Genomic DNA, 23,855 nt, shown 5'->3' on the forward strand with positions numbered 1-23,855 from the left:
GCGCTGGTGCGGTCTGTCTTCTTCATTCTCACGAGTGCAACCATGCATCTGACTCGAATTGCGGGCCGGAAGGGTCGCGTGCTGGCCGCGTGCCGGTGCCTGATGGCCGCGGCCATCGCAGTGCTGTCGCTGGCCGGAAGTGCCGCTGCGGCGGTGATCCCCTGGCAGTCGCAAAAATTTGAATACGTGGCCGACCGCAAAGACGTGAAGGATGTCTTGCGAGACCTCGGCGCCAGCCAGCACGTCATGACGTGGATTTCGCCGCAGGTCGAGGGCAGCGTGACGGGCAACTTCAATGAAACACCGCAGCGTTTTCTCGATCGCATGGCGGCCACCTTCGGCTTTGCGTGGTACTACGACGGCGCCGTGCTGCGTGTGACGGGCGCCAACGAGGCGCAGAGCGCGACCATTGCGCTGCAACGCGCGTCCACCGCGCAGGTCAAGCGTGCGCTGACGCGCCTGGGCGTGACCGACCCACGTTTTCCCGTGCTGTACGACGACGAAACCGGCAGCGTGGTCGTATCCGGGCCGCCGCGCCTGGTCGAACTCGTGCAGGACATCGCACGCCTGATCGATCGCGGCCGCGAGGACGCCAACCGCACCGTCGTACGTTCCTTCCCGCTGCGCTATGCCTGGGCCACGGACCACACCATGATGGTGGACGGCCAGTCCATCACCATCCGCGGTGTCGCGTCCATCCTGAACAGCATGTACGGCAACAACGCACCGAGCACGGAGAACACCCCGCAGCGCGGCAGTGACCGTCGCGTCGACAGCGTCGCCCCCGGCGAGGCAAACGCAGGCCGTGGTGGCACGCGTGCGCTTTCTGGCCTGGGCGGCAATGATCGCAGTGGCGGCAAGGCGCCTCTGCCGCCTGGCGGTATCGGCCAATATGCCGGTGGTGGCGCTGTGGCACCGCTGCCCAGCGGCGAAGGCCGCAGCCGTACGGATGCATTCCAGGAAGACGGCGGCAGCGCCCCGATCATCCATGCAGACCCGCGCAGCAACTCGGTGCTCGTACGAGACCGCGCAGACCGCATGGCGGCCCACCAATCGTTGATTGAATCGCTGGACACACGCCCGGCTGTGCTGGAGATCAGCGCCAATATCATCGAGATCAGCGAGAGCGCATTGGAAGACCTCGGCGTTGACTGGCGTCTGCACAACAGCCACATCGACATGCAGACCGGTTCTGGCACGAACACGCAATTGTCCAATCCGGGCTCGCTCGATGCGGTCACCACCACGGCCAATGCCGCTGCGGCCATTGCCGCTACGCCAACGGGGGGTGTGTTGACCGCCGTGATTGGTGGGGCATCGCGTTACCTGATGGCGCGTATCAGCGCGTTGCAGCAGACGAACCAGGCGCACATTACCGCGAGCCCTAAGGTGGCCACGCTCGACAACACCGAGGCCATCATGGACAGCAAGCAGAATTTCTACGTGCCGGTGGCGGGGTATCAGTCGGCGGATCTGTACAGCATTTCGGCGGGCGTGTCGCTGCGCGTGTTGCCGATGGTGGTGACCGATGGAGGCACGTCGCGCATTCGGATGAACATCCATATTGAGGATGGCCAGATCACCAGTCAGATGGTCGGCAACCTGCCGGTGGTGAACAAGAGCGAGATCGACACCCAGGCACTCATCAACGAAGGCGAAAGCCTGCTGATCGCCGGTTACTCCGTCGACCAGCAGACCAAGGGTGTGGATGCTGTGCCCGGGCTTTCGAAGATCCCGTTGCTGGGGGCGCTGTTCCGGCATGACCAGACGACTGGCCAGCGGTTCCAGCGCTTGTTTTTGCTGACCCCGCGAGTGGTGGCGCTGTAAGGCCACTTGCCAATGCAGCAGAAAAAAAGCCTCCCGTCGGGAGGCTTTTCTGTTTGTGCTCGCCGGCAACGCGGTCAACGGCGGTTTGACGGCTCGGCGACGCCTTGCTGCGCAAGCGCATTCCAGTGGTGCTGGGCGATGGGAAGCAGTGCCAGCGCAAGGCCTTCCCGGCGTTCGTCTGCAGTGCCGTGTTGATCCTGCCGTGCCAGCCGGTGAAGGGCCTGCGCCTTCGGGTCGTGCGCAATCCGCGTGGCCAATTGCGGCAGAAGACGCCTGAGCGTGCTCGTTCCCTTGGCACCCTCGGCCACCTTGCTGAGGTCCAACACGAACTGGCGGCCAGCTTCTGAGGCCAGCAGCGGTTTCAGTTCAGTCTGCAATGGTTGTGCAAGCGCCGCGAGTGCGGCCTGGGCCTGCGTGGCGGTCCACAACTGCTGAACAATCGGTACCAGCTGTGCAGCCACCTGGTGCGCAGGGCTGGTTGACAGAGGACGCCTTGCCTGTTCGCGCAGACTCTGGATCTGCGCGTGGTTGGCAATCTTCTGCGCGAACGCGGGAAGCATCTGCTGCAGCCGGCTGGAGCCTCGCACGCCAAATGCACCTTCGCCAATGGCGATCACCAGTTGACGCCCCGAGCTGGAGGCCACCAGATCGGCCAGTTCATGCTGCAGGGCGCGCGGCAATGCACGTGCAGCGGTATCCAAACGTGCGAACACCTCGCGATCGGGCTCAACGTTGAACGCGTTGGCCAACGCCTGCCGCATGGCGGCAGACGCATCGGCCTGCGGGGCTGCCGGATTGCGCAGGGCCTGATTCCTCACTTCGGGCAACTTGTCATGGGCATGCTTCAGTCGAAACGCGACCGAGAACAATTGGCCGTCATTCATGTCGCTTGCCGAACCGAAGACGGCGTTTTCCATCTCTTCGTTCTTGCGCTCGATGTCGGCCTGCAGCAGTTGAAGGCGCGGCGCATTCTTCATCGCCCATTCTTCACGCACCTTGCCGATTTCGGTGCGCAGATGTTCCGGGAAGTGCACCTTGCGGCCGGGCATCGGGGTGATGAGCGATTTCGGCAGACCCTGCATGGTGAGGCCCGTGCAGCCACGCAGATCGAGGGTCTTGATCTGGTGTAGTTTTCCGACCGACGCCGGCACGGCACGGAGCTTTGGACAGTCGGAGAGATCGAGCGTTTTCAGATGACGCAGTTGCCCAATGGAATCAGGCACCGAAGTCAGGCCTACGTTGTTGTGGAGGTTCAGTTCGGTGAGCTTCGACAGATTGCCGATGCTGGCAGGTATTTCGCGGAGATAGGTATGCGCAAGAGACAGTGTTTTCAGTTTGCGTGCGTTGCCGATGTCGCGCGGCAGCCAGGTGAGCGGTGAATGCTGGATGGCAAGGTGCTCCAGGTTCGCCAGACCGTGCATGGCCGGCAACTCGCGCACGCCACTTCCCACGATTTCAAGATGTTTCAGGCTCGACAACTGCCCGAGCGTGTCGGGCACCGCATGCAAGCGTTGGTTGTCGTGCAGCTTGAGCGTCTCCAGCAGGCCAAGGTTGCCCAGATCATGCGGCAACTCGCGCAAGTCGCAATCCGACAGGTGGAGCGTCTTGAGGTGTGCGATTTCGGAGACGAGATCCGGCAGATGGAGCACGGGCGTCGCTTTCAGTTCGATCTTGTCTGCGGGCTCTCGACGCCCTCGCGCTACGTCTTCGATGTGCGTCAGTGCAACGTTGAGCTGCCGTTCCGCATTGAAGTGGGCAGGCGGGTTTGCCGGGCGGTAGTCGGCAATCCGGGTAAGCATCTGCGCGTGCCACGCTTCCAGGGCCTGGCGGACACCGGAGCCGGCGATGCGCGCATTCACGGCGGCGGCGCCGTGCAGTGGGCTTTCCAGCGCGGGGGCGTGTACATGGAGTGGGCTGTTTGGCGCCGTGCGCGATGGGCCAGTGGACGTGCCGGCACGGATGTTGGGGCGTGCAGCGGCAGGCCCGCCGGCATTGGCGGGCGAGCGGCGCAGCCCGAACAATCCGGCAATGCCGCTGCGCCGTGGCTGCCGTGCAGGCTCCTGCCGCGGGGGCGTGGCGTAGGCGGGGACGTTGCTGCGCGCTGGAGTGGAATCGGCGGCCTGAGCCTGCGAAGTGCGGCGGAATGGGTTGATCGAATGCATTGAAGTTCGCGTCGAGAGGTGCACCGCGGTGGCGTCGCACCGATGATGGAAAGCATCAGCCCCACGCAAACATCGCGTGGGGCCGACGTGAAGCACACGAAGGCGCTGGCTTACGCGGCCTTCTTATGCGTCGACGTGCTGACGTTGGCGCTAGCGCTCACTTGGCTCGAGCCGGAGGACTGCGGTGCCGAAGCGGGTGCCTTGGAGGTGACGTCGTCGCCGTCGTCATCGTCGTCGTCATCGCCGTTCGACTTGATGGCGTTCAGCATGCGTTGATGCGCAGACTGCTGTTGCAGGAGTTGCAGCTGCAGGAGCGCATCCTGCCCGGTGGGGTCCGCGCCGTTGGGTTGAGCGTTGTTGTTGCCGTTGCCCGTCTTGCTGGTGCCATTACCGTTGCCGTTGCCGGAGTCGACTTCGGCCTCGTGCTTCTTCTTGCCCTTGCGGCTTGCGCCTTCGTGGTCGTCCGCGACGGCTTGATGTTGCGTGCCGGTGTGGTGGGCTTCAGGCGGCGTGGCGTGACGGTTCTTGCGCGAGGCATGGAAGTCTCCTGCCACGCCAGCGCCCGCGGCAGCAGCGCCGAGCAGCATGTCGCCGTTGCCGTTGCCGTTGCCATTACCGCTCACCTTGTCGAACAGGTTCTGCGCCTGCACGCCGGCCTCCGCCTTGGTGCCTTCCTTGGCGGCAAGCTTGACTGCGTCCTTCAGGCCGCTGCGGCCGCCCGTGAGCGCACCTTCCACCACGGAGTCGACCACCGTACCGCCCAGGTGGGTCTTCTGCAGTGTTGCCACGGCCGCGCTGGCGGCCAGACCTTCCGGCGTGAGGTCCGAGGCCAACTGTGCGGCGTTACCAGCGGCTGAGCCGATGTCGCCCAGCGCTTCACCGAAGTGACCATGCGCGGCGGCTTTGCCGGCTGCAATGGTGCTGTCTGCGAAACCGTTGACGCTATCGCCGATGCTCTTGACCGTGCGGTCGGCGATATCGTTGACAAAGCCCCGGGCCTTGTCGACCTTGCTCAGGGCCTTGTCCAGGCCCTTGCTCAGGTGGGCGTTTTCCAGCGATTTTTCTGCCACGTCGAAAGCGGCGGTATTCAGATCCCGCATGCCCTTGAAGGTGGCTTCGCCAACGCCCACGGCATCGTGCAGCGCTTTTTGAATACGCAGGTGCACCAGATCGTTGGTCATGGCTGCCGTCTGCTTGGCAACGGCCTCCACGTCGTGGACGAGGTTCTTTCCGACGCTCTCGGCGGCGTGGGCAATGCCCTTGCCGACCTTGGCGATGTCATTGCCCAAGTGCTGAAAGGCGTGCTTGATTTTGCTGAAGATACTCATGGTGAGTCTCCGTGCTTGAGATAGCAAAAATGACGACCGTTGCCGGCCGTCAGGTTAAGTGGCCTGGCGTTACGCGCCCTGCACCTGGGAGTGCTGCTGTTGCGTGCCGCCGGCCTTTTGGGCTTGCAGTTGCTCGAGCACCTTGATCATGTCTTTGAGCAGCGTTTCGAGCTGCGCCATGGGGCTGTTCGCTCCGTTTCCGGTGCCGTCTGCGCCGTTTGCGCCATCGGCCGTGGCGGTGTTCGGCGTGCCGGACGCACCAGACGGGCCGTTTGCGCCACCGGCTGCCGTGCCGCCCGCTGCGCCACCCGCGCCTTGCGCACCACCTGCCGCGCCCGCGTTGCCTGCGCCACCGGCGCCAGCGCTGCCGCCTTGCGTCTGATCGCCGCCAAGCGCCTGCTGCTGTTGTTGCGCCAGCATCTTCACCAGGTCGTCCAACACCTTCAGCAGTTGTTCGATCATGGCGTCGTTGCTCTTCTGGCCGCTGCCCTCGGCGCCGTTGGCGTTGTCCGCGCCCGTTGCGCCACCGGCATCGCCTGTGGCGTCAGCACCGTTCGCGCCGCTGGTGTCGCCCGAGTTGTCGGTGCCGTTTGCGCCGCTGGTGTCGCCCGAGTTGTCGGTGCCGTTTGCGCCGCTGGTGTCGCCCGAGTTGTCGGTGCCGTTTGCGCCGCTGGTGTCGCCCGAGTTGTCGGTGCCGTCTGCGCCGCTGGTGTCGCCCGTGCCGTCAGCACCGTTTGCGCCGCCTGCGTTGTCAGCACCGCCAGCGTCGCCAGTGCCAGCGCCACCATCAGCGCCACCTGCACCGGCACCACCGTCAGCGCCACCTGCGCCGCCCGCACCGCCGAACGCGTTTGTCATCATCTGCTGCTGCATCAGTTGCAGCGCGTCGTCGAGCATCTGGAGCATGTCGTCCATGTTGAGGCCCTTGCCGCCGTTGGCACCGCCTGCGCCATCGACGCCCTTGGCGCCTTCGCCCGTGTCGAGCTTGTGCTGCATCTGCTCGCTGAGCGTCATGAACTTCAGCAGGTCTTCCAGCAGCTTCATGAGCGCTTGCATCGGGTCCTGGCTGCTGGAGTCGCCGCCGTTGTCATCGCCAACTTGCTGGCCTTTGCTGGCACCTTGCGCGCCTTGCGAACCCTGGGCGCCTTGTGCGCCTTGGCTGGCCGACGGGCCATGCGCAGCACCCGCGCCCGGGGCGCCACCGCCGGCTGGGCCACCCGAGCCACCGCCGCCACCTGCATTGGCGCCGCCTTGTGCGGTGGCGTTGCGCAGCATGGCTTCAAGCACCTTCAGGATGTCTTGCACGAGATGCTGCAGCGGGCTGTCGGCCTGGTTCTGTTTGCCGGGCTGATCCAGTTGGAGCTGGGTCGAGATATTCAGTGAAGCGTTGTCTTGGACCTTCATATTCATGTGTCACCTCAGTGGGCAGGCGTGATGCATGGCACCGCCCAGGCCGCTGACAGGGCGCATGCCGATACAGAGAGGAGAGAAGCCGCGCGACCGGCCTCTGCAGAGAAACGGCGGCACGGCAATCGCTTCCGATTCCGGTTCGGGTCGCGGGGCCGGCATGGCCCTGCGCGTTCTGCCCGTGCCGGGCCGCGCAGCCCTGGGCAGCCGCGTGCCGGCACGCCGATCGCAGAGCGAAATGGCATGTCGGGCGACTTTGGTGGAACGTTAGGGAATGTCGGCCATCAGGCGATGCTGCGAGGCCGAAGCGCTGATCACCGAGACGAAATCGCAGGCCAGAGAGATATGAGAGGAGGCAGGCTCACGCGCGCGCCGCCGTGTCAGGGCACGCGGCGGACCCATCGGGAGTGGGTTTCAGAAGTTGTGCGTGACGCGCAGCGCCAGCGTGCGGCCGGGCAGGATCGGGATGTAGCTGCTGCTGAGCGTGTTGCCGTACGTGCGCACGTTGAAGAGGTTGCGGGCAAAGACGTCGATGCGCCAACGCTTTTGGTGCCAGAAGAGGCTGGTGTCGACGCGCACTGCGCCGGGTACTCGAAAAGAGGTGTCACCATGCGCGTCAGCACGGCCCTGCGCGCTGATGCCAAGCCCCATGCCGGCGCCTGCGAGCACGCCGCTTTGTATGGTGTACGTCGTCCAGAGCGCGGCGTTTCGGGCCGGAACGCCGGGTGCGTAGCCGCCCGGCAGCCTTGCCGACATGCGAGAGGCCGACAACCACAACGAGGCCTCCCAGCCGCGCGCCACCGTGCCCTGCATCGACAGTTCCACGCCCTGGTTGGTTTGTTCGGCCAGTTGCGCGTAGTAGCCGGGGTGCGACACGTCGGCCAGGCTCACGTTCTTGGCATCGATGCGGTAGAGCGCTGCTTGTGCCGTCAGCGTGTGGTGGGCGTTTTCCCATCGCAGGCCGGTTTCCACCTGGCGGCTGCGCTCGGGTTGCGTGCCGGTGCCGTCATAGAAGTAGCCGGTGTTGATCTGGAAGCCGCGCATGTAGTCGGCAAACCACGCCGTGCTGGGCGTGAGCTTGTAGAGCACGCCGACGGCGGGCGTCCAGGCCACGCCTCGCAATTGCGTATGGGGCAGCAGGGCGACGAAGTTGTTCGCGCGGATGGAACCGGACATCTCCCATCTGTCGCCAATGGCGACGTGGTCGCGCAGCCGAAAGATCGATTGCCGCAACGTTTGCGACAACCCGTTGCCCGGAACGAACGTTGGCTCCGGCAGCGGTACGGGCGCAAACGGGTCTTGCGTGACCTGGGCGATGGACCCTGGTTTGATCAGGTTCTGCCGTTCCTGGATCTCTTCCCAGCCGAGCGTGAATGCATGGCGCACGGCGTTGTGCGACAAGGTGCCCGTCAACTCGTTCGACATGGCCCACAGATGGCTTTCTGTGTGGCGCAGCCCGCAGATCGTGTTGTTGGGCATGACGCGATACGACGAGGCGGAGCCGAGGTCCCACTGGGCCGATTCCTCTCTCACGGATTCATAGCTCGCCCGCGAGTGGATGGCCCAGTCATCGGTCAGGTTGCGCGAGGCCGTGTAGTAGACGCGCGTGCCGCTGCCTTCCACGCGGTCGTCTACGTTGCCGAAGGGAAGCTGCGCGGGCACGCGGGCAGGTGCGCCGCCCAGCGCGAAGGTGGCGGGCGGCACGGGCTGCCGGCTGGTGAGCGATTCGATTCCGGCGGTAATGCTTGTTGTGCTGTCGTTCCAGCCCAGCGCGGCGTGGACGTAGCTGACGCGGTGGCCCGCGTATCCGGCGTCGCTGTCGGTCGTCGTGTCATTGAGCCCAACGAAGCGGTAAGACAACCCGTTGCCCCCGAAGCCGCCGGCCAGGTCCGCTACCACCTTACGGCCGGTGTGCGAGCTCATCTCCATGGCGATGCTGCGCTGCGCGACGGCGGTCGGCGCCTTCAGGCTGGCATTGATGGCGCCGCCAGCCATGGTGACGCTCGCCACGTCGGCGTTCGGTCCTTTGATGACGTCGATCTCTTCAAGTGCATCCACGGGCCGCAAGGAGCCGAGCTTGTCCGGCAAGCCATCCACCGAAATTGTGTTGGTCAGGTAGCCGCGGATGGCATAGAGGGGCGGTGCTGTGGGGTCAGCCAATACCGATGCCACGCCGGCCTGCGCCAGTGCGGCATTCAATGAGGTCGGCTGTTGGCTGGCCAAGAGACCGCGTGTGACCGTATTGACGGCGTGCGGCATGCTCGTCATCGGCATTTCAACGCGGGTGATGGCGCTGCTGGAGCCTACCGCGAATCCTATGTCGCCCGCGCCATGGACTTCCGACGGCGGTAGTGAGCCGATGTCACGCGGTGAGTCGGGCGCGCCGGCGTTGTCGGCCGCCACAACGGTGAGCGTGCCGTCAGGCAGCACGGAGAGCGCCAGCCCGCTGTTTTGCAGTGCCAACCGGGCCGCGTCTGCGGCCGTCATCTTGCCGTCGATCGGGCCTGCCCAGCGCTCCTTCACAAGGCTGGATGCGAACGACACCGGTTGACCGCTCAACCGCGTGATTTCCATCAGGACATGCTCGAGCGTCGAGTGCTCGATATGCAGTTGCAGCGGCTCGTCGGCCGCCATGGCATGCGCCTGCTGTGCCATCGACAGTCCGATCAGCACGGCAGCCAGGCCAGGGAGGCGGAACCAGGTAAGAGGCAAGGGCGTCATGAGGGGCAGCGCTGTCACCGTGCGGTGAAGGTCTGGAAAGGACGGAGAACGCAGGACGTTCGCGCCCCCTGCGCCTGAAACTTCCGAGGCGCTCTGCCGCGTCGCAGAAACAGGCGGATCTGCCTGCTAGGCGCACCCCCGGTCCAGACTGGCGCGATGGTCCAGTCCACACATGCCGAACTGGCGCCTGCCTTTCGCCAGCGCGATCGCCGGGATCCGCTTGTTGTTCATACCCCACCCGTATTTTTATTGGCGTGAAACGGGCGCCAATAACGCACGATCCATGCCACGTTTCCCCTCCGAAGAGGGGGGGTGATTTTTCTCGAGCCGCTTGACGCAGTCTCTCGGCGCACCGTAACGCAGTCTCTGATCTGTTGAGCGCTTCCTTTGGACGCACGTCATTGGATGATGGGCGCGACCTTGTTTCGCGCCGCAACAGTTCCTTTCGCGCTGTGGCGCTGCCATGCGCCGGGCGGCCGCTATGGTTGTGGCCGTCCGTGACTCGTCCTGCTGCCGTGGTGTTTATGCTGTCATCAACGTCTTGCCTTGCCGATGCGCTGGCCGAGCGCATTCGTTCGTCGCTTCGAAGGGCCGCTGAAACGCGTGGACTTGCCGCGCGGCACGAGCGCTTCTATGCCGCCGCCCAGGCGCTGCGCTCCGAAATTCTGGAATTGGTGTCCGAAGAGCCGGACGACCTCGCCGTGCTGAAGTGCGTTCAGGCCTTTCGAGAAGAGACGCAGGCATTCAAGCAGTCGCACGCCATTGCGCGACTCGCGTATTCGCCCGAGGTCGACCAGGGCTATCCGTTTCGCGACGAAATGGAGCAGCCCATTCTTATCGCCACGCTGGAGCCGACCGGTCGATCCAGAGACCGCTTCGAGCGTTACCCGGCAGACGCCGTATGGCCGTATCTGCAGGCCGATGTGGCGCCCCCCCTGCGTGGCGCGCTGTACCAACGCACGCTTGTGTGCCGGCGGATGCAGCGCGCTGACCTACGCGACGCGCGCGAGGAGGCACTCATTGGCGAGCGTGGTGTATTTGCGGTGCGGGACATCGACGTTGGCGAATGCCTCGGCGTCTACGGCGGCAGGCTCCTGACGCCCGCCACTTATTACACCTGTCTCGACGATTCCTTCGTGCTGAGCACCACCGCTGGCGGCGTCGATTCCTGGGTCGACGGGGAAAACATCCTGGCGATGGCCAACACCATCTTTACCTACGAACGCGGCAAGGCGGATCGGCAGGCGGAGTCGGGCTACAACATGGAGGCTGCGGTGTTTGAGGCGACTTCACGTTGCGGACGACGCTTTGCCATCCGCGCCTTCTTTGCCACACAGCGCGTGGCCGCCGGTGTTGAGTTGCGCTGGAACTATCGCTATTCGCCAGAGCTGATTCGCCAGCGGTTTGGCGCGTACGCTGCAGTCTAAGGGTAGGACGCCGAATCCATCGCAGCGTCAGCGGCGTCGGTTTCACCAATGCGCTTGCCGACATCCTGTCCAGGAGCTGCGTGCCAAATCACTCCAGGCGAATGGCAAGACCGCTCATTGAAATGGACATGAAAAAGGGCGCTCTACCAAATCAGAGCGCCCCAGCGTGCATCGATCAGCGACGAGCCATCACGGCTCGTGGCGCAGATACCCTTCCTTGCTCGGGTCGGGCATGAAGTACGTCACAACGAGAGACACCGCGCACAGCGCTGTCACATACCAGTAGAACGTCGATTCGGTGCCGGCCTGCTTGAACCACAACGCCACGTATTCCGCCGAGCCGCCGAACACCGCATTCGCAATTGCGTACGACAGGCCTACGCCCATCGCGCGCACTTCCGGCGGGAACATCTCAGCCTTGATCAGCCCGCTGATCGATGTATAGAAGCTGACGATAGCCAGCGCCAGCGTGATGAGGCCGAAGGCCGCGAGCGGGCTCGACACCGTGGCCAGCGCCTTCATGAGCGGCACTGTGCCCAGCACCGAAAGCGCGCCGAACAGCAGCATCGAATTGCGGCGGCCGATACGGTCGGACAGCGCGCCAAACACCGGCTGCAACACCATGTAGACGAACAAGGCGCCTGTCATCACGTTGGAGGCGGTCTTGGTCTCCATGTGCGCCGTGTTGACGAGGTACTTCTGCATGTACGTCGTGAACGTGTAGAAGATCAGCGAGCCGCCGGCGGTAAAGCCGATCACGCGCAGGAACGCGCCCTTGTGCTGCCACGCGCCGCGGATCGTGCCGGCGTGCTCCGCCTTGCGCGCCGAGGCGGTCTGCGTTTCGTGCAGTGACTTGCGCAGATACAGGGCGATCAGCGCCGTCAGCGCACCCACCACAAACGGAATGCGCCAGCCCCACGCTTTCAGCTCGGCCGTCGTGAGCAGTTGCTGCAGGATCACCAGTACCAGCACCGCGCACAACTGGCCGCCGATCAGCGTCACATACTGGAACGAAGCAAAGAAGCCGCGCCGCCCCTGCAGCGCCACCTCGCTCATGTAGGTCGCGCTGGTGCCATATTCCCCACCCACCGACAGGCCCTGGAACAGCCGCGCGACGAGTAGCAGGAACGGGGCCAGAGCGCCGATCTGCGCGTAGGTCGGCAGTACAGCGATGAGCAGCGAGCCGCCGCACATCATCAGCACGGAGATCATCATCGCCGTACGCCGGCCGTGCCTGTCGGCAATGCGGCCGAACAGCCAGCCGCCAATCGGCCGCATCAGGAAGCCTGCGGCGAACACACCCGCCGTGTTCAGCAGTTGCGTCGTGCGGTCACCGCTGGGGAAGAACGCCGGCGCAAAGTACAGCGCGCTGAAAGCGTAGACGTAAAAGTCGAACCATTCGACGAGGTTGCCCGACGACGCGCCGACGATGGCAAAGATGCGGCGGCGTGTGTCGTGCGGGTCAACCGCATGCGGGGTGGCAGTGCTATCCATGAGGGCGTCTCGGTGTGGTTGTTCTGTGGGCAGCCTAAGCTGACCCTCAGAATTGTAGCGACATGTCGCAGATTGTCGCGCCCCGGAATTGCCCCGATGGATGAGATGGTGTGTTGCGGGAGGCCTGCGGAGGTTACGCAGAAACGGGTACGCCCGGCCTCTTACACCGCGACCGCATGCAGGCGAATACCCAACGCCCGCATGACTTTGAGCACAGTGGCAAAGCTCGGGTTGCCTTCTTCGGACAAGGCCTTGTACAGCCCTTCGCGCGTCATGCCGGTGTCACGTGCGAGCTGCGTCATGCCGCGCGCTCGGGCCACCACGCCCAGCGCGTGGGTGATGAATGCGGGGTCGTCGGCCGCTTCCTCCAGGCACGCGTCCAGATATGCGGCCATGTCGGCCTCGGTCTTGAGATGCTCGGCGGAGTCCCACGGGCGGGTTTTGACGGGTTTGTCGTTAGGCATGGTCACTCCACGTCGAGATGGCGCGACAACTCAATCGCGCGTCGGATGTCGGCTTCCTGTGTCGACTTGTCACCGCCACATAACAGGATGATCAGTACTGCGCCACGCTGGACGAAATACACCCGGTAGCCGGGGCCGTGATTGATGCGTAGTTCACTGACACCAGCTCGGACAGGCTTCACATCACCTGGATGACCCAGTTGTAAGCGGTCGATGCGCACCTGGATACGGCGCTGCGCAGTCTTGTCACGCAGCTTCGAAAACCAGGTGTCGAAAGCGGTGGTGGTGCGGATCGTCAGCATGCGGGGATGCTAAGGATCGCACTTCGACCTGTAAACTATAGTTCACAAATGGTCACAACCGCAATGCCGAGCGGGCTTGTCAACGGGCCCCCTGCCGCACGTTGAACACTGCACGCAGCCCGAGCGCCACCAGGGCCGCCGCCGTACAGAACGTCATCAGTCCCGTCCAGCGCGCGCTCGTCCACGCCAGGCTCGCGCCATACGCGCCCACCGACATGCCGATGAACAGCGCCGTCATGAATACCGCGTTGATGCGGCTGCGCGCTTCGGGTGCCAATGCATAAATGATGGTCTGGTGCGAGACCAGCGCCGCTTGCACGCCCACGTCAAAGATGAGCGTGCCGATCACGATGGCGATCAGCGATTGCGGGAACAGCGCCATCGCGGCAAACGTCACTGCCATGAGCAACGCGCCACCCGCTGCGATGTGGCCGGGCGCAACGCGGCCCGACAATCGCCCGGCAATGCTCGCGCCCAGCGCGCCCGCGGCACCGGCAAAGCCAAGCAGCCCCGCTTGCCCGGTCGAGAGCCCGAGCGTACCCGTCAGGTGTAACGCCACAGTCGACCAGAAGCCCGAGAACGCAATGCCGATGAACGCTTGCGTGATGGCCGACGCGCGCAGCCGCGGATGCTGCGCGAACAGCGTACCGAGGGAGCGCAGCAACACGAGGTAAGGCTGCCTCGTGGTGGCGGAGGGCGGCGCCACACCAAAGTGCGCGGCGCGTACGGCAATCGCCAGTCCGACAATCGCCACCGCTGAGACGCCGAATGCCGCGCGCCAGCCGAAATGGTCCGCCACGATGCCGCTGAACACGCGTGAGCTGACGATGCCGATCAACAGCCCCGTCATCACCGTGCCGATGTTGCGATTGCGGTTGTGGTCTGTGCTGATGGCGGCGGCGCTGGGCACGAAGTCCTGCGCCATGGTGGCTGACAGCCCCACCGCAAAGCCTGCCGCTGCCAGCAGGGGCAGGTTGGGCGCAAGGCAACTGGCGATGAGCGCCAGCGTGAGCAGCACCGCCTTCCACAGGATGACGATGCGGCGATCGTAGCGGTCGCCCAGCGGGCCGAAGAAGAAGATGCCGCTGGCGTAGCCCGCCGCCGTAAGCGTTGGCAGCACGCCCAAGGCCTGCGGCGCAATGGCGAGGTCGCGGCCGATCAGGCCCAGTAGCGGGTGGTTCAGGTAAATGCACGCCACGCTGATCCCCGCGCCGGCGGTGAGCAGGCGGATCAGCCCTTGGGTGTCAGGTGCGGCAGGTGCGGTGGTGGTATTGGCAGGCGTTGGGGACGCAGGCGAGGTCGACATGGGAACCTCATGGAGGAGATTGCTGCATCGCAGCGAAGCGGCGATCCTAACAATTTTCCTCTGGGCCTGCTGACGGCCAATAACCTTGCTGATGGTGGTGTCAGGCGCGCTGTCCGGTGGGGGCGGGCGCTGAGGCGGGGGTCTCTTCCACGTCTTCGCTATGGCCGCCCTGCACGTCGTGGCCAGCGTTGTCGATCCACAGACGAGCGCGATCTTCGCCCACGCGCGACAGCTCCATGCGGTATTCGTAGCGGTCGGGCCGGTAAAGGCCCTGCAGCAGTTGCACGGGTCGCCCACTCATCTCGCGCACGATGCGCTTGACGGAAAGCAGCGGCGCGCCCACCGACACATCCAGATACTGCGCCGTCGCCACATCGGCCAATCGCGCGGAAACCACCTGCGACGCCCGGTCGATCCGCACGCCCGAGCCCTCGATCAGCCGCAGCAACGACTGGTTCGCCAGGCGGTCCAGCGTGAGCTTGCTCGTCACGTCCAGCGGCAGCCATGTGGTGATGAGCGCCATGGGCGTGTCTTCCAGGTGGCGCACGCGCACGAGTTTCTTGATCGGCGTGCCGGGCGGGATTTCCAGGCACTTGGCCTCGTCGGGCGGGGCCAGCACGTCTTCAAATTCGACGACGACGGCGGAGGTGCGTTCGCCCACGTCGATGATGTTCTGCAGCAGCGTCTGGGCGCCGCCGCCCATCGTCACCGGGTCATCGGGTTTGACCACAAACGTGCCCATGCCGCGATGGCGGCGCACCAGCCCTTCCTTGACGAGGTAGTCGAACACGCGCCGCATCGTGACGCGCGAGGCCCCGAACTGGCGGGCCAGCTCGATTTCGCCCGGCATCGGGCCGTCACTGAACCGGCCCTCAAGAATCTGTTGGCGCAGGACGACGTAGATCTGGTGGTAGAGCGGTACCACGGCATCAGGCATGGCAGTCGTGGTTCCGGGCGTGAGCAGCGAGGTCGAGGGCGAAGTCAGGAGGGGCAACCATCAGCCGATGGTGGGAAGGCGCGGGATGCGTTGGAAAGCCGGGTTGAACGCGGCCGTTTGCCCTTTCATTCGCGACGATAGGGCGTTTTTCCGGGCCTGTAAAGTTGTGTGTTACCCGTTGGCCGGAGGCGTATCCGCAGCCGTTGCAGCGGGATTTTCCCCCTGCCCATAACGGGGATTGCGCTCGCGTATCGAGTTCTTGGGCGCAACCGGCTCGCCCAGCGCATTGACCAGCGCCACGTGGATCGGCGTGCCGCTTTCGCGGTCGCGCAACAGGATCGGGCCTTCGCCGTCGGGCGTGAGGTAGCGGTCGCCCCATTGCATCAGCGCGACGATGGCGGGCAGCAGGTCCACGCCCGCCCGCGTGAGCCGATAGGCGTCGCGCACGCGGTCACCCGGCTCCTGGTACGGCACGCGCCGCAGGATGCCGTACGTCACCAGTGCCTTGAGCCGCGACGACAGGATCGCCGACGAGCACCCGGTGCGGCGCAAAAACTCATCAAACCGCGTCACGCCCGAAAAAGCCTCGCGCAGCACAAGCAGCGTCCATTTCTCGCCGACGATCGACACGGCGGCCGCGATGGAGCAAGGCTGTTCCATCGACGTCACAAGCTCCGACGCCGCTGGGACGGGAAAGGGTTCCGGAATTCTCATGGCAAAAGCATAGTCAATTCTGACTTTACTTGCAAAAGTCAGGGTTTCTGCTAATCTAGCTTCAAATTAGAAAGTCAGGCGGTGATCCCGTGCTGGCGGTCAATAACAACGATCCATCGCGTGAGGAGATCCCCATGCTTTACACCATCCACCGTTACCCCGCCGAATGGATCGACCGCTGGACCATGCACGACGGCTCCATCGCCACCGTGCGCCCGATTCTGCCGCAAGACGCCCCGCTTGAGGCCGCTCTGGTCGAGGGCCTGTCGTCCGAGTCCCGCTACGCGCGCTTTCTAGTGGGCGGTGGCCGCCTGACCGACGAGATGCTCGCCGCCTATACACAAATCGACTACGTGAACCACATGGCGCTGGTCGTGAGCGTGGCGCGCCCCGACGGCACCGGCGAAGACCTCATCGCCGACGGCCGGTTTGTGGTGGAAGACGGTGTGGCCGAGTTCGCCATGCTGGTGGCCGATGCGTGGCAGGGCAAGGGCGTCGGCCGGCGCCTGTTTGCCACGCTGGTCCGCGCTGCGCGGGTGTCCGGCGCGCGTGAGGTCTTCGGTGAAGTGCTGTCCATCAACCGCCGCATGATCAGCCTCGCACGCGATGCGGGTTTCCGCGTGGCCAATGTGCCGGGCGACGCCACCGTCTGCACCGTGCGCCTGCCGCTGGCGGCGGCCGAAGCCGTCATGACGCCATTCGTTTTCGCCTGAACCGTCCCAGTTTCGCGTGCCTGCGCCCATGCAGGCGCGCTGACCGTGTGTCTCTTTCGCCGCCGTTGGGCGGCTTCTTTTTTGGCTGATTCATCGATATTGATGGTGCTCACAGCAAAAAATCATCGCTTTTGCGGATGAATGGATGCGCATAGACTCATCCCGCGTGGCCCGGTGCGTGGGTGCCCCCCACCTGCGTGCCGGTGCCGCCTTGTTCAATCCCTGCCGCCTTTGCCCCGACCATGAGCGACGTCACCCCTGTGCTTGCACCGTTTCACCTGGCTTTTCCTGTCCACGACATTGCCGCGGCGCGCGCCTTTTATGGCGGCATCCTCGGTTGCCCGGAGGGCCGCAGCTCGCCGGACTGGGTGGATTTCAATTTCTACGGCCACCAGATCGTCGCCCATCTCGCGCCCGACGAAATCGGCCACCGCAAGACCAGCGCCGTCGACGGCGACAACGTGCCCGTGCGCCACTTCGGCGTGGTGCTTTCCATGCCCGAGTGGGAAGCCGCCGCCGATAAGCTGCGCGCCGCCGGCATCGCGTTCATCATCGAGCCGCACATCCGCTTCAAGGGCGAAGTGGGCGAGCAGGCCACGATGTTCTTCCTCGACCCGTCGGGCAATGCGATGGAGATGAAGGCGTTTGCCAACATGGCATCGCTGTTTGCCAAGTAAGGCGGCGCGGCGCGCGTATCCTTGCGCTTCTCTTCTGATCCGCGCGCCTCATGCTTCGAGAACTCAAGACCTTCATCGCCGTCGCTCGGCACGGCACCTTTGCGGGCGCGGGCGAGCGCATCGGCTTGACGCAGTCGGCTGTGAGCGCGCAGATCCAGCGGCTGGAAGAATCGCTCGGCTTTCAATTGTTCGATCGCACGGGGCGCTCGGCCACGCTCAACGCCGCCGGGCGCGATGCGCTGGCCTTGGCCGAACACATCGTCACGCTGTATGACCGTCTGGGCGACCAGGCCGGCGGCAACGAGCAGCGCGGCCTGGTGCGCATCGGCGCGATTGCCTCGGTGCAGACGTCGTTCCTGGTGGATGCGCTGGTGCAGTTTCGCGGCGAGTTTCCGCATTGCCGCGCACGCATCGTGCCGGGCGTCTCGCTTGATCTGCTTGGCCTGGTGGATGCCGGCGAGATCGACCTCGCCGTGCTGATCCGGCCCCCGTTTGCGGTGCCGGCCGATCTGGAATGGCGCACGCTGGTGGCCGAACCCTTCGTGCTGCTGGTGCCCGCAAGCGTGCCCGGCGACGACTGGCGCGCGTTGCTCGCGCATCAACCGTTCATCCGCTACGACCGCCGCTCGTTCGGCGGCCGCCGCGTCGACCAGTTCCTGCGCGACCAGCGCATCACCACGCACGACGTGATCGAACTCGACGAGCTGCAAGGCATGACGCAGCTCGTGGCGCGCGGGCAGGGCGTCGCACTCGCCCCGCAGACCGCCGCGCAAGACGGGTGGCTGTCCGGCACACGTGCCATCAGCCTGGGCGACGCCACCTTCTACCGCGAGATCGGCCTGATCGAGCGCCCACGCCACAGCCGCCAGCCCATTGCGGGGCGGCTTGCCGATTGCATTGACGAAGCCGCGCGTCCGCATCAGTGATGCGGTGTGCCGCGGGCACTCAACCGATCAAAAGCTCAGGCTCTGTTCGATTTCCTGAACCTTGCGCCGCGCCAGCGCCAGGTTCGATTTGTTCTTGTCGAGCACGACGTAGAGGAACAACCCGGGCTTGCTCGCGACGGGGCGAATGATGTGGTACTGCTTGCTGAGCGTAATCAGGATGTCGTCAATGACGTCGTCGAGCTTGAGCGCCTGCATGGTCTTGAGCTTGGCGCGTACCACCTCGGTATTGCCCGCTGCGGCGAGTTCGAGATCGATGCCATCGCCTGCCGATGCGAGGATCATGCCGCTGGCGCTGTCGACCAGCATGGCGCACATCGCACCGTCGAAGGTTGCGAGATGGGTAATGGAACTGTTGAGATTGCTCATGATTGGACTCCCCCGATGGTGTGAGTAGGTTGTGGCGATGAAATCAGTGCGACCACGGCCGATGCGGCTAGGCGGGTCGGTGCAGCAAAGACATGGCGGGCAGCGCAGCGAGTTCTTCTGCGATGCGCTTGGCCTCCCACAGGGCGCGCCCGAGCACGGCATCGTGCCGGTTCGCCATGCACACCTGCACGATCGCGGACTGGCGCACGGGCTGGAACACCATGGTTCCCATGTCGGTTTCGAGCACCATGCGGTGGCAGGTGTTGAATTGCATCTCGCGCCCCAGCGCACGCACCACCGACATGACCGTGCTGGTCATGGCCGAGAGGCGTGCCGCGCTATAGCGCGTTGGGTCCAGCTCAGAGGCAATCGTGAAGCCGTCGAGCGTACAGAGCGTCGCGGCGGACAGGTCGGGTAGCGCATCGGCGTACCTCGTCAGCACCGCCGTGGCGGCGTGCGTGAGTTCGGTTGGAACGGGGGATACTGCTGCGTTCATGTTTGCAGGGTGTAGAGCATGATTTCGACGATATCGAGCATCTGTGCCGGCTCGCGGACATCGGCCATGACCACCGGAATGGCCCGCCCGAGCACCTGGCTGAGCCGGGCGGAAAATGCATCGACCTGGGCGGGCGTGGCCGGCCGCGCCACGAGCACCAGCGTGGATGGCTGTGTGGGTTCCGAGGCGATGCGACGCAGCAGCGGGATGCAACGCTCGCCGACGTCGGGAGCGTTGACGTCAACCATGACGATCGCGCCGGCGATGACGGAGATGAGCCAATCCCGCAGGAAATCGAAACGGTCCTGCCCGGGGCTGCCGTAGACCTGCAGCAGTTCGCCATTGCCAAGGTCCACCTCGCCGAAGTCGACGCCAACGGTTGTGGTGGCCTTGGCGGACGCGTGGCGATCAAGATTGGGCACATCGCAATCGATGGTCACCTCACCGCATAGCGTGCGAATGGCTGTTGTCTTGCCGATGCCCATCGGGCCGAAAATACCAATGCGATGCATTCAGTGTCGGCCCTGTAGCTGATGGCGAGACGTCCGCAGCCAGCGTCCGACGACGTCGAAGAAGCGGCTGTGCGAAACACCTGCGTTGGCGGGCGTGGTTGCCACGGGAGCATCGCGGTGCACGTCGATTTGCAGGGCGCCAAGCCGATTGAGCGTACGCAGCAGCAGGCGGGCCTCTTCCTGTTCAAGTCCGCCGTCCGTCGTCAGCCAACGCAGGCTGACCGCGCGATTGGTCATGGTTGCCATCGCCCGCCGGAAACGCAGCGCCTGCAGATGCATCTCGAGCGTGACCCAGCGCAGCAGGCGGTAGGTCGGCTCGGGGCTGGCCTCAGTTGTTTGCGTGGGGAGGGATTCGACGGGTGCGGTGCTTGGACGCGCGGGTTTGTCCATGAGGCGCAGCGCGACGCGATCCAGCGTCACCCAGAGGTCCGGCAGGCTGAACCCAAGTGGCAAGTGGAACGCGTCGTCGCCGTGGCTGGATTGTGGTGTTTCGTCGAGCCAGATTTTGATGGGAGCTACAGCGACCGCATCGGCCGACCCGGGAGCGAGTACCACCACGTCGGCCTGGCCGGGCAGGACTTCATCCCATTGATAGAGCGAGCGGCCGACAAGCGCGCCGATGCCTGAGCGCAGCCGGCGCTGCAGACCTTCATCAAGATGCTGCAATGAGATGCGGCCACGTCGGTGATCCACGCGCGCGTGGCCCGGTGCGAGCGGCTCCATGCCTGTTCCCCCCAATTCAGAGATCCCGAACCACGAGAACGGCCGGCGCATTGCGCGGTACTTCTGCGTGGAGATGCGGCATGCATGCCGGGGCTTGATCAAGCCACTGGTGCGCTGCCTGCTGTTGTTTGTGTCTCGATTCCGGCGCCGTTCTGGCGCCCGTCAATCGGTGAGCGAGAGGCTAGCATCGTCATCGGCGCCTTTGGGCGGGCCTGAGGAATCTTGAGTTTTGCTTGTGAATCGCTGAGCAGTCCGGGAGGGGAACGAAGTGACGAGACACAGGCCCGGCATCGGTGATACCGGACATACGCCGCGGCTCATTGACCGGGCGTTATATCGGCTCGTATATTACGGCCGGTCATCCATCCACTTTCCCGGGTCTGTCATGCAACGTTTCTTGCCGCGCGCGCACGTGCGCACCATTGGTCTGGTCGCCGCGTTGTCGCTGGGCTTGGCAGCGCCCGCGCATGCGGCGGACCTCGTTGTTTCAGCGGCCGCCAGCCTGACCAACGCCTTCAAGACGATTGCGCAGCAGTACGAAGTGCTGCATCCGGACACCAAGGTCGTGCTCAACTTTGGCGCGTCCGACGTGCTGATGCAGCAAATCGTGAAGGGTGCCCCCGCTGACGTGTTTGCCTCTGCCGATCAGGAAGCGATGAACAAGGCCGTGGCCGAGAAAGTCATCAAGGCTGAGACGCGCCACGACTTTGTCGCCAACCAGCTCGTGCTGATCGTGCCGGCCTCAGGCACGGTGCCCGTGCATGCCCTGACCGATCTCACGAGGCCCGACGTGAAGCGTGTGGCGATCGGCAATCCGGCGTCGGTGCCGGTGGGCCGCTACGCCAAGCGTGCGCTGGAAGCGGCCAAACTGTGGGAGCCGGTGGAGGCCAAGGCGGTGCTGGCGCAGAACGTGCGGCAGGCGCTGGACTATGTGTCCCGCGGCGAGGTCGAGGCCGGCCTGGTGTTCTCCACCGATGCCGCCATCGCCGCCGACAAGGTGAAGGTGGCGAGCCCCGTGCCGCTGAATGTGCCGCTCACGTACCCGATCGCCGTGACATCCGGCACGAAGCAGCCGCAGCCGGCGGCCGACTTTGTGGCGTATGTGCTGTCGCCGGCGGGCCAGTCGGTGCTGGCCCGGTACGGTTTTCTGAAACCTTGATTACGCGGTAGCCGGTTGACCCGCGCGCTCGGCATCCTGCTTGGGCGTGCGGTGAATGCGCAGCACCAGGAAGGCGCCCGCCACGCACAGCCCGCCCGAAATCATGGAAGCGAGCGTGTAGTTGCCCAGCGAAGCGCGCATCATGCCCGCGCCCAGCGTGGCAAACGCCGCGCCCAACTGATGCCCCGCGACGATCCAGCCGAACACGATGGGCGCGGCGGCCTTGCCGAACACGTCGTTGGTCAGGCGCACGGTGGGCGGCACGGTGGCAATCCAATCCAGGCCGTAGAAGACGGCGAACACCGGCAGGCCGAAGAACTCGAAGCCGAACGCATACGGCAGGTAGATCAGCGACAGCCCGCGCAGGCCGTAGCACCAGAACAGCAGCACGCGGCTGTTGTAGCGGTCGGACAGCCAGCCCGACAGCGTGGTGCCCACCAAGTCGAAAATCCCCATTGCGGCGAGCAGGCTCGCCCCTTTCACTTCAGAGAAACCGTGATCTGCGCACATCGCGATGAAGTGCGTGCCGATGTAGCCGTTGGTGCTCGCACCGCAAATGAAGAAGCTCGCAAACAGCAGCCAGAAATCGCGCTTGCGTGCCGCCTGCACGAGCGTCTGCATGGCCAGGGTGATCGGGTTGGCGCGCGGGCCTTGCGCGGCTTCCGGCGCATCGGCGGGTTCGCCATAGGTGCGCAGTCCGACGCTCTTGGGCGATTCCGGCAGCAGCAGCCACACGACCGGCAACAGCAGCGCCAGCGCGCCGGCCACGATCAGCACCACCGGGCGCCAGCCGTAGCTCTCGACCACCGCGGCCATCATCGGCAGGAACACGAGCTGGCCCGTGGCCGAACTGGCCGTCAGGATGCCCATGGCCAGCCCGCGATGCGAAGTGAACCAGCGGTTGACCACCGTCGCGCCCAGTGTGATGGCCGCCACGCCCGTGCCGCCGCCCACCATCACGCCCCATAGCAGCACCATCTGCCACGGCTCATGCATCATCGCCGAGAGTGCCGTGCCCGACACCAGCACCGCCAGCGCACCCAGCACCGTCGGGCGGATGCCGAAATACTGCATCGATGCCGCCGCAAAGGGCCCCGTCAGGCCGTACAGCGCAATGCCGATCGAGATGGCCAGTGAGATCGTGCTGCGGCTCCAGCCAAATTCGTGTTCGAGCGGCAGCATCATCACGCTGGGCGTGGCGCGTGTGCCGGCCGCGCACAGCAGGATCAGGAATACCACCGCGAGCGCAAGCCAGCTGTAGTGGAAACGGGGGGCGATGAGGCGGGCAAGTCGCTGCATGGGGCGTCCGATTGTTCGATGCTTTTTCGATTCTTGTTGGGGCGACAATATCGCATTCGTTACCGGTCGGTAACAACGTGGTTGCGATAGTAGGTACCGATCGGTAACATGTCAAGCTGCATTCGAATGACACCGGCGTGGCTGGGGGTTTGCCTCCCACCGCGCTTGCAGGAGCATCACCATGGCCACGCTCAATCGTCGCGGACCTCGCGCACTTTCCACCACCGTTGATCAGCCCAAGCCGACGCCGCGTCGCATCAGCGGCGAGGACGCGCACGCCAGCCTGCTTGAAGCGGCTCGTCAACTGTTTTACTACGAAGGTGTGCGGGCCGTTGGTGTCGAAGCCGTGGTGGAGAAGGCCGGCGTCAACAAGATGAGCCTGTACCGCCAGTTCAAGTCGAAGGACGATCTCGTCATCGCCTACCTGGAGCGCAGCGACGAGAGCTTCTGGGGCTACTTCAACGCCAGCATGGCCAAGCACCCGGACGACGCGCGCGCGCAACTGCTGCAGTTCTTCATCGATGTCTCCGAGCGCGCCTCACGCCCCGGCTACCGGGGCTGCCCGTTCGTGAATGTGGCGGCGGAGTTTCCGGACCTGACGCATCCGGCGCGGCAGTTTGTCCAGCGCAACAAGGCGCTGTTGCTCGCTCGCCTGCGTGATCGCGCCCAGGCCGCCGGGGCGGCCGATCCCGATGCGCTGGCCGATGACCTGGCTTTCCTCATCGAAGGCGCCTATACCGCCAGCCAGACCTTCGGCACCGATGCGCCGCGCCTGATCAAGAGCCTGCCGCGCACGGCACGCGTGTTGCTCGATGCGGCTATCCCCGCGCGCAAACCGGACTGATGTTGTAGCGCGCTCACGCAGACAAGACAT

22 protein-coding genes are annotated in these 23,855 nt (G+C 64.8%); 7 read left to right on the plus strand and 15 right to left on the minus strand.

All coding sequences use genetic code 11. The features are described from left to right. Nucleotides 1-42 precede the first annotated feature (42 nt). The gene (gene sctC / locus ACTJK6_RS20320; RefSeq protein WP_440839980.1) at nt 43-1,827 is read left to right on the plus strand and encodes a type III secretion system outer membrane ring subunit SctC; all 1,785 of its coding nucleotides are present in this window, start codon (nt 43-45) and stop codon (nt 1,825-1,827) included. 74 nt (nt 1,828-1,901) lie between these two features. Here the strand turns inward: sctC and ACTJK6_RS20325 are convergent, their stop codons facing one another. From ACTJK6_RS20325 to ACTJK6_RS20340, 4 genes are all read right to left on the minus strand, one after another. Continuing rightward, entirely contained in the window at nt 1,902-3,989 is a 2,088-nt protein-coding gene (locus ACTJK6_RS20325; RefSeq protein ID WP_440839981.1) for a leucine-rich repeat domain-containing protein, read from the minus strand. A gap of 110 nt (nt 3,990-4,099) precedes the next feature. Beyond that, entirely contained in the window at nt 4,100-5,317 is a 1,218-nt protein-coding gene (locus ACTJK6_RS20330) for a hypothetical protein (RefSeq protein ID WP_440818784.1), read from the minus strand. 69 nt (nt 5,318-5,386) lie between these two features. Next, nucleotides 5,387-6,727, minus strand: a complete 1,341-nt coding sequence (locus ACTJK6_RS20335) for a hypothetical protein (protein ID WP_440839982.1) — start codon at nt 6,725-6,727, stop codon at nt 5,387-5,389. A 411-nt stretch (nt 6,728-7,138) separates the two neighbouring features. Continuing rightward, nucleotides 7,139-9,445: a TonB-dependent siderophore receptor gene (locus ACTJK6_RS20340; RefSeq protein WP_440839983.1), complete on the minus strand. Its 2,307-nt coding sequence runs from the start codon at nt 9,443-9,445 to the stop codon at nt 7,139-7,141. Between the two features lie 497 nt (nt 9,446-9,942). Between ACTJK6_RS20340 and ACTJK6_RS20345 the strand changes: the two genes are divergently transcribed. Next, on the plus strand, nt 9,943-10,872 hold the full coding sequence (locus ACTJK6_RS20345; protein WP_440839984.1) for a type III effector protein: 930 nt from the start codon (nt 9,943-9,945) through the stop codon (nt 10,870-10,872). A gap of 189 nt (nt 10,873-11,061) precedes the next feature. Here ACTJK6_RS20345 and ACTJK6_RS20350 read toward each other — a convergent pair whose 3' ends face one another. The 6 genes from ACTJK6_RS20350 to ACTJK6_RS20375 form a co-directional block, all read right to left on the minus strand. Further along, entirely contained in the window at nt 11,062-12,366 is a 1,305-nt protein-coding gene (locus ACTJK6_RS20350; RefSeq protein WP_232038730.1) for an MFS family transporter, read from the minus strand. A gap of 161 nt (nt 12,367-12,527) precedes the next feature. Further along, complete coding sequence (locus ACTJK6_RS20355) at nt 12,528-12,830, minus strand: addiction module antidote protein (RefSeq protein ID WP_232038729.1); 303 nt, start codon at nt 12,828-12,830, stop codon at nt 12,528-12,530. Between the two features lie 2 nt (nt 12,831-12,832). Then, nucleotides 12,833-13,132 (minus strand): type II toxin-antitoxin system RelE/ParE family toxin, encoded by a 300-nt coding sequence (locus ACTJK6_RS20360; RefSeq protein ID WP_322018113.1) that lies wholly within the window; start codon nt 13,130-13,132, stop codon nt 12,833-12,835. A 79-nt stretch (nt 13,133-13,211) separates the two neighbouring features. Then, the gene (locus ACTJK6_RS20365) at nt 13,212-14,438 is read right to left on the minus strand and encodes an MFS transporter (protein WP_322018112.1); all 1,227 of its coding nucleotides are present in this window, start codon (nt 14,436-14,438) and stop codon (nt 13,212-13,214) included. Nucleotides 14,439-14,538: 100 nt separating this feature from the next. Further along, nucleotides 14,539-15,375, minus strand: a complete 837-nt coding sequence (locus tag ACTJK6_RS20370; RefSeq protein WP_440839985.1) for a GntR family transcriptional regulator — start codon at nt 15,373-15,375, stop codon at nt 14,539-14,541. Nucleotides 15,376-15,546: 171 nt separating this feature from the next. Continuing rightward, the gene (locus ACTJK6_RS20375) at nt 15,547-16,089 is read right to left on the minus strand and encodes a winged helix-turn-helix transcriptional regulator (protein ID WP_260801192.1); all 543 of its coding nucleotides are present in this window, start codon (nt 16,087-16,089) and stop codon (nt 15,547-15,549) included. A 134-nt stretch (nt 16,090-16,223) separates the two neighbouring features. Between ACTJK6_RS20375 and ACTJK6_RS20380 the strand changes: the two genes are divergently transcribed. The 3 genes from ACTJK6_RS20380 to ACTJK6_RS20390 all read left to right on the plus strand — a co-directional run bounded on the left by ACTJK6_RS20380 (nt 16,224) and on the right by ACTJK6_RS20390 (nt 18,405). Continuing rightward, a complete protein-coding gene (locus ACTJK6_RS20380) occupies nt 16,224-16,802 on the plus strand; it encodes a GNAT family N-acetyltransferase (RefSeq protein WP_232038724.1) in 579 nt (192 codons plus the stop codon). A 242-nt stretch (nt 16,803-17,044) separates the two neighbouring features. Then, on the plus strand, nt 17,045-17,479 hold the full coding sequence (locus tag ACTJK6_RS20385) for a VOC family protein (RefSeq protein ID WP_316869370.1): 435 nt from the start codon (nt 17,045-17,047) through the stop codon (nt 17,477-17,479). Between the two features lie 50 nt (nt 17,480-17,529). Beyond that, nucleotides 17,530-18,405 (plus strand): LysR family transcriptional regulator, encoded by an 876-nt coding sequence (locus ACTJK6_RS20390; RefSeq protein WP_440839986.1) that lies wholly within the window; start codon nt 17,530-17,532, stop codon nt 18,403-18,405. 27 nt (nt 18,406-18,432) lie between these two features. Here the strand turns inward: ACTJK6_RS20390 and ACTJK6_RS20395 are convergent, their stop codons facing one another. The 4 genes from ACTJK6_RS20395 to ACTJK6_RS20410 all read right to left on the minus strand — a co-directional run bounded on the left by ACTJK6_RS20395 (nt 18,433) and on the right by ACTJK6_RS20410 (nt 20,523). Continuing rightward, complete coding sequence (locus ACTJK6_RS20395; RefSeq protein WP_232038721.1) at nt 18,433-18,792, minus strand: hypothetical protein; 360 nt, start codon at nt 18,790-18,792, stop codon at nt 18,433-18,435. Between the two features lie 67 nt (nt 18,793-18,859). Then, nucleotides 18,860-19,288, minus strand: coding sequence for a roadblock/LC7 domain-containing protein (locus tag ACTJK6_RS20400; protein WP_440839987.1), 429 nt, complete (start codon nt 19,286-19,288; stop codon nt 18,860-18,862). Beyond that, a complete protein-coding gene (locus tag ACTJK6_RS20405) occupies nt 19,285-19,800 on the minus strand; it encodes a GTP-binding protein (protein WP_232038719.1) in 516 nt (171 codons plus the stop codon). The genes ACTJK6_RS20400 and ACTJK6_RS20405 overlap by 4 nt, the downstream gene beginning before the upstream one ends. Next, entirely contained in the window at nt 19,801-20,523 is a 723-nt protein-coding gene (locus ACTJK6_RS20410) for a hypothetical protein (protein WP_440839988.1), read from the minus strand. A gap of 385 nt (nt 20,524-20,908) precedes the next feature. Between ACTJK6_RS20410 and modA the strand changes: the two genes are divergently transcribed. Beyond that, complete coding sequence (modA, locus tag ACTJK6_RS20415; protein ID WP_316869380.1) at nt 20,909-21,682, plus strand: molybdate ABC transporter substrate-binding protein; 774 nt, start codon at nt 20,909-20,911, stop codon at nt 21,680-21,682. Here modA and ACTJK6_RS20420 read toward each other — a convergent pair whose 3' ends face one another. Beyond that, entirely contained in the window at nt 21,683-22,981 is a 1,299-nt protein-coding gene (locus ACTJK6_RS20420; RefSeq protein WP_440839989.1) for an MFS transporter, read from the minus strand. 181 nt (nt 22,982-23,162) lie between these two features. On the opposite strand from ACTJK6_RS20420, the gene ACTJK6_RS20425 reads away from it, so the two are divergent. Next, nucleotides 23,163-23,825 carry a TetR/AcrR family transcriptional regulator gene (locus ACTJK6_RS20425; RefSeq protein WP_260801200.1) on the plus strand — a complete coding sequence of 221 codons (663 nt, stop codon included), beginning with the start codon at nt 23,163-23,165 and terminating at the stop codon, nt 23,823-23,825. Nucleotides 23,826-23,855: the final 30 nt, after the last annotated feature.

The organism is Ralstonia sp. 22086 (genome assembly GCF_052045975.1).
Classification (GTDB): Bacteria; Pseudomonadota; Gammaproteobacteria; order Burkholderiales; family Burkholderiaceae; genus Ralstonia; species Ralstonia wenshanensis.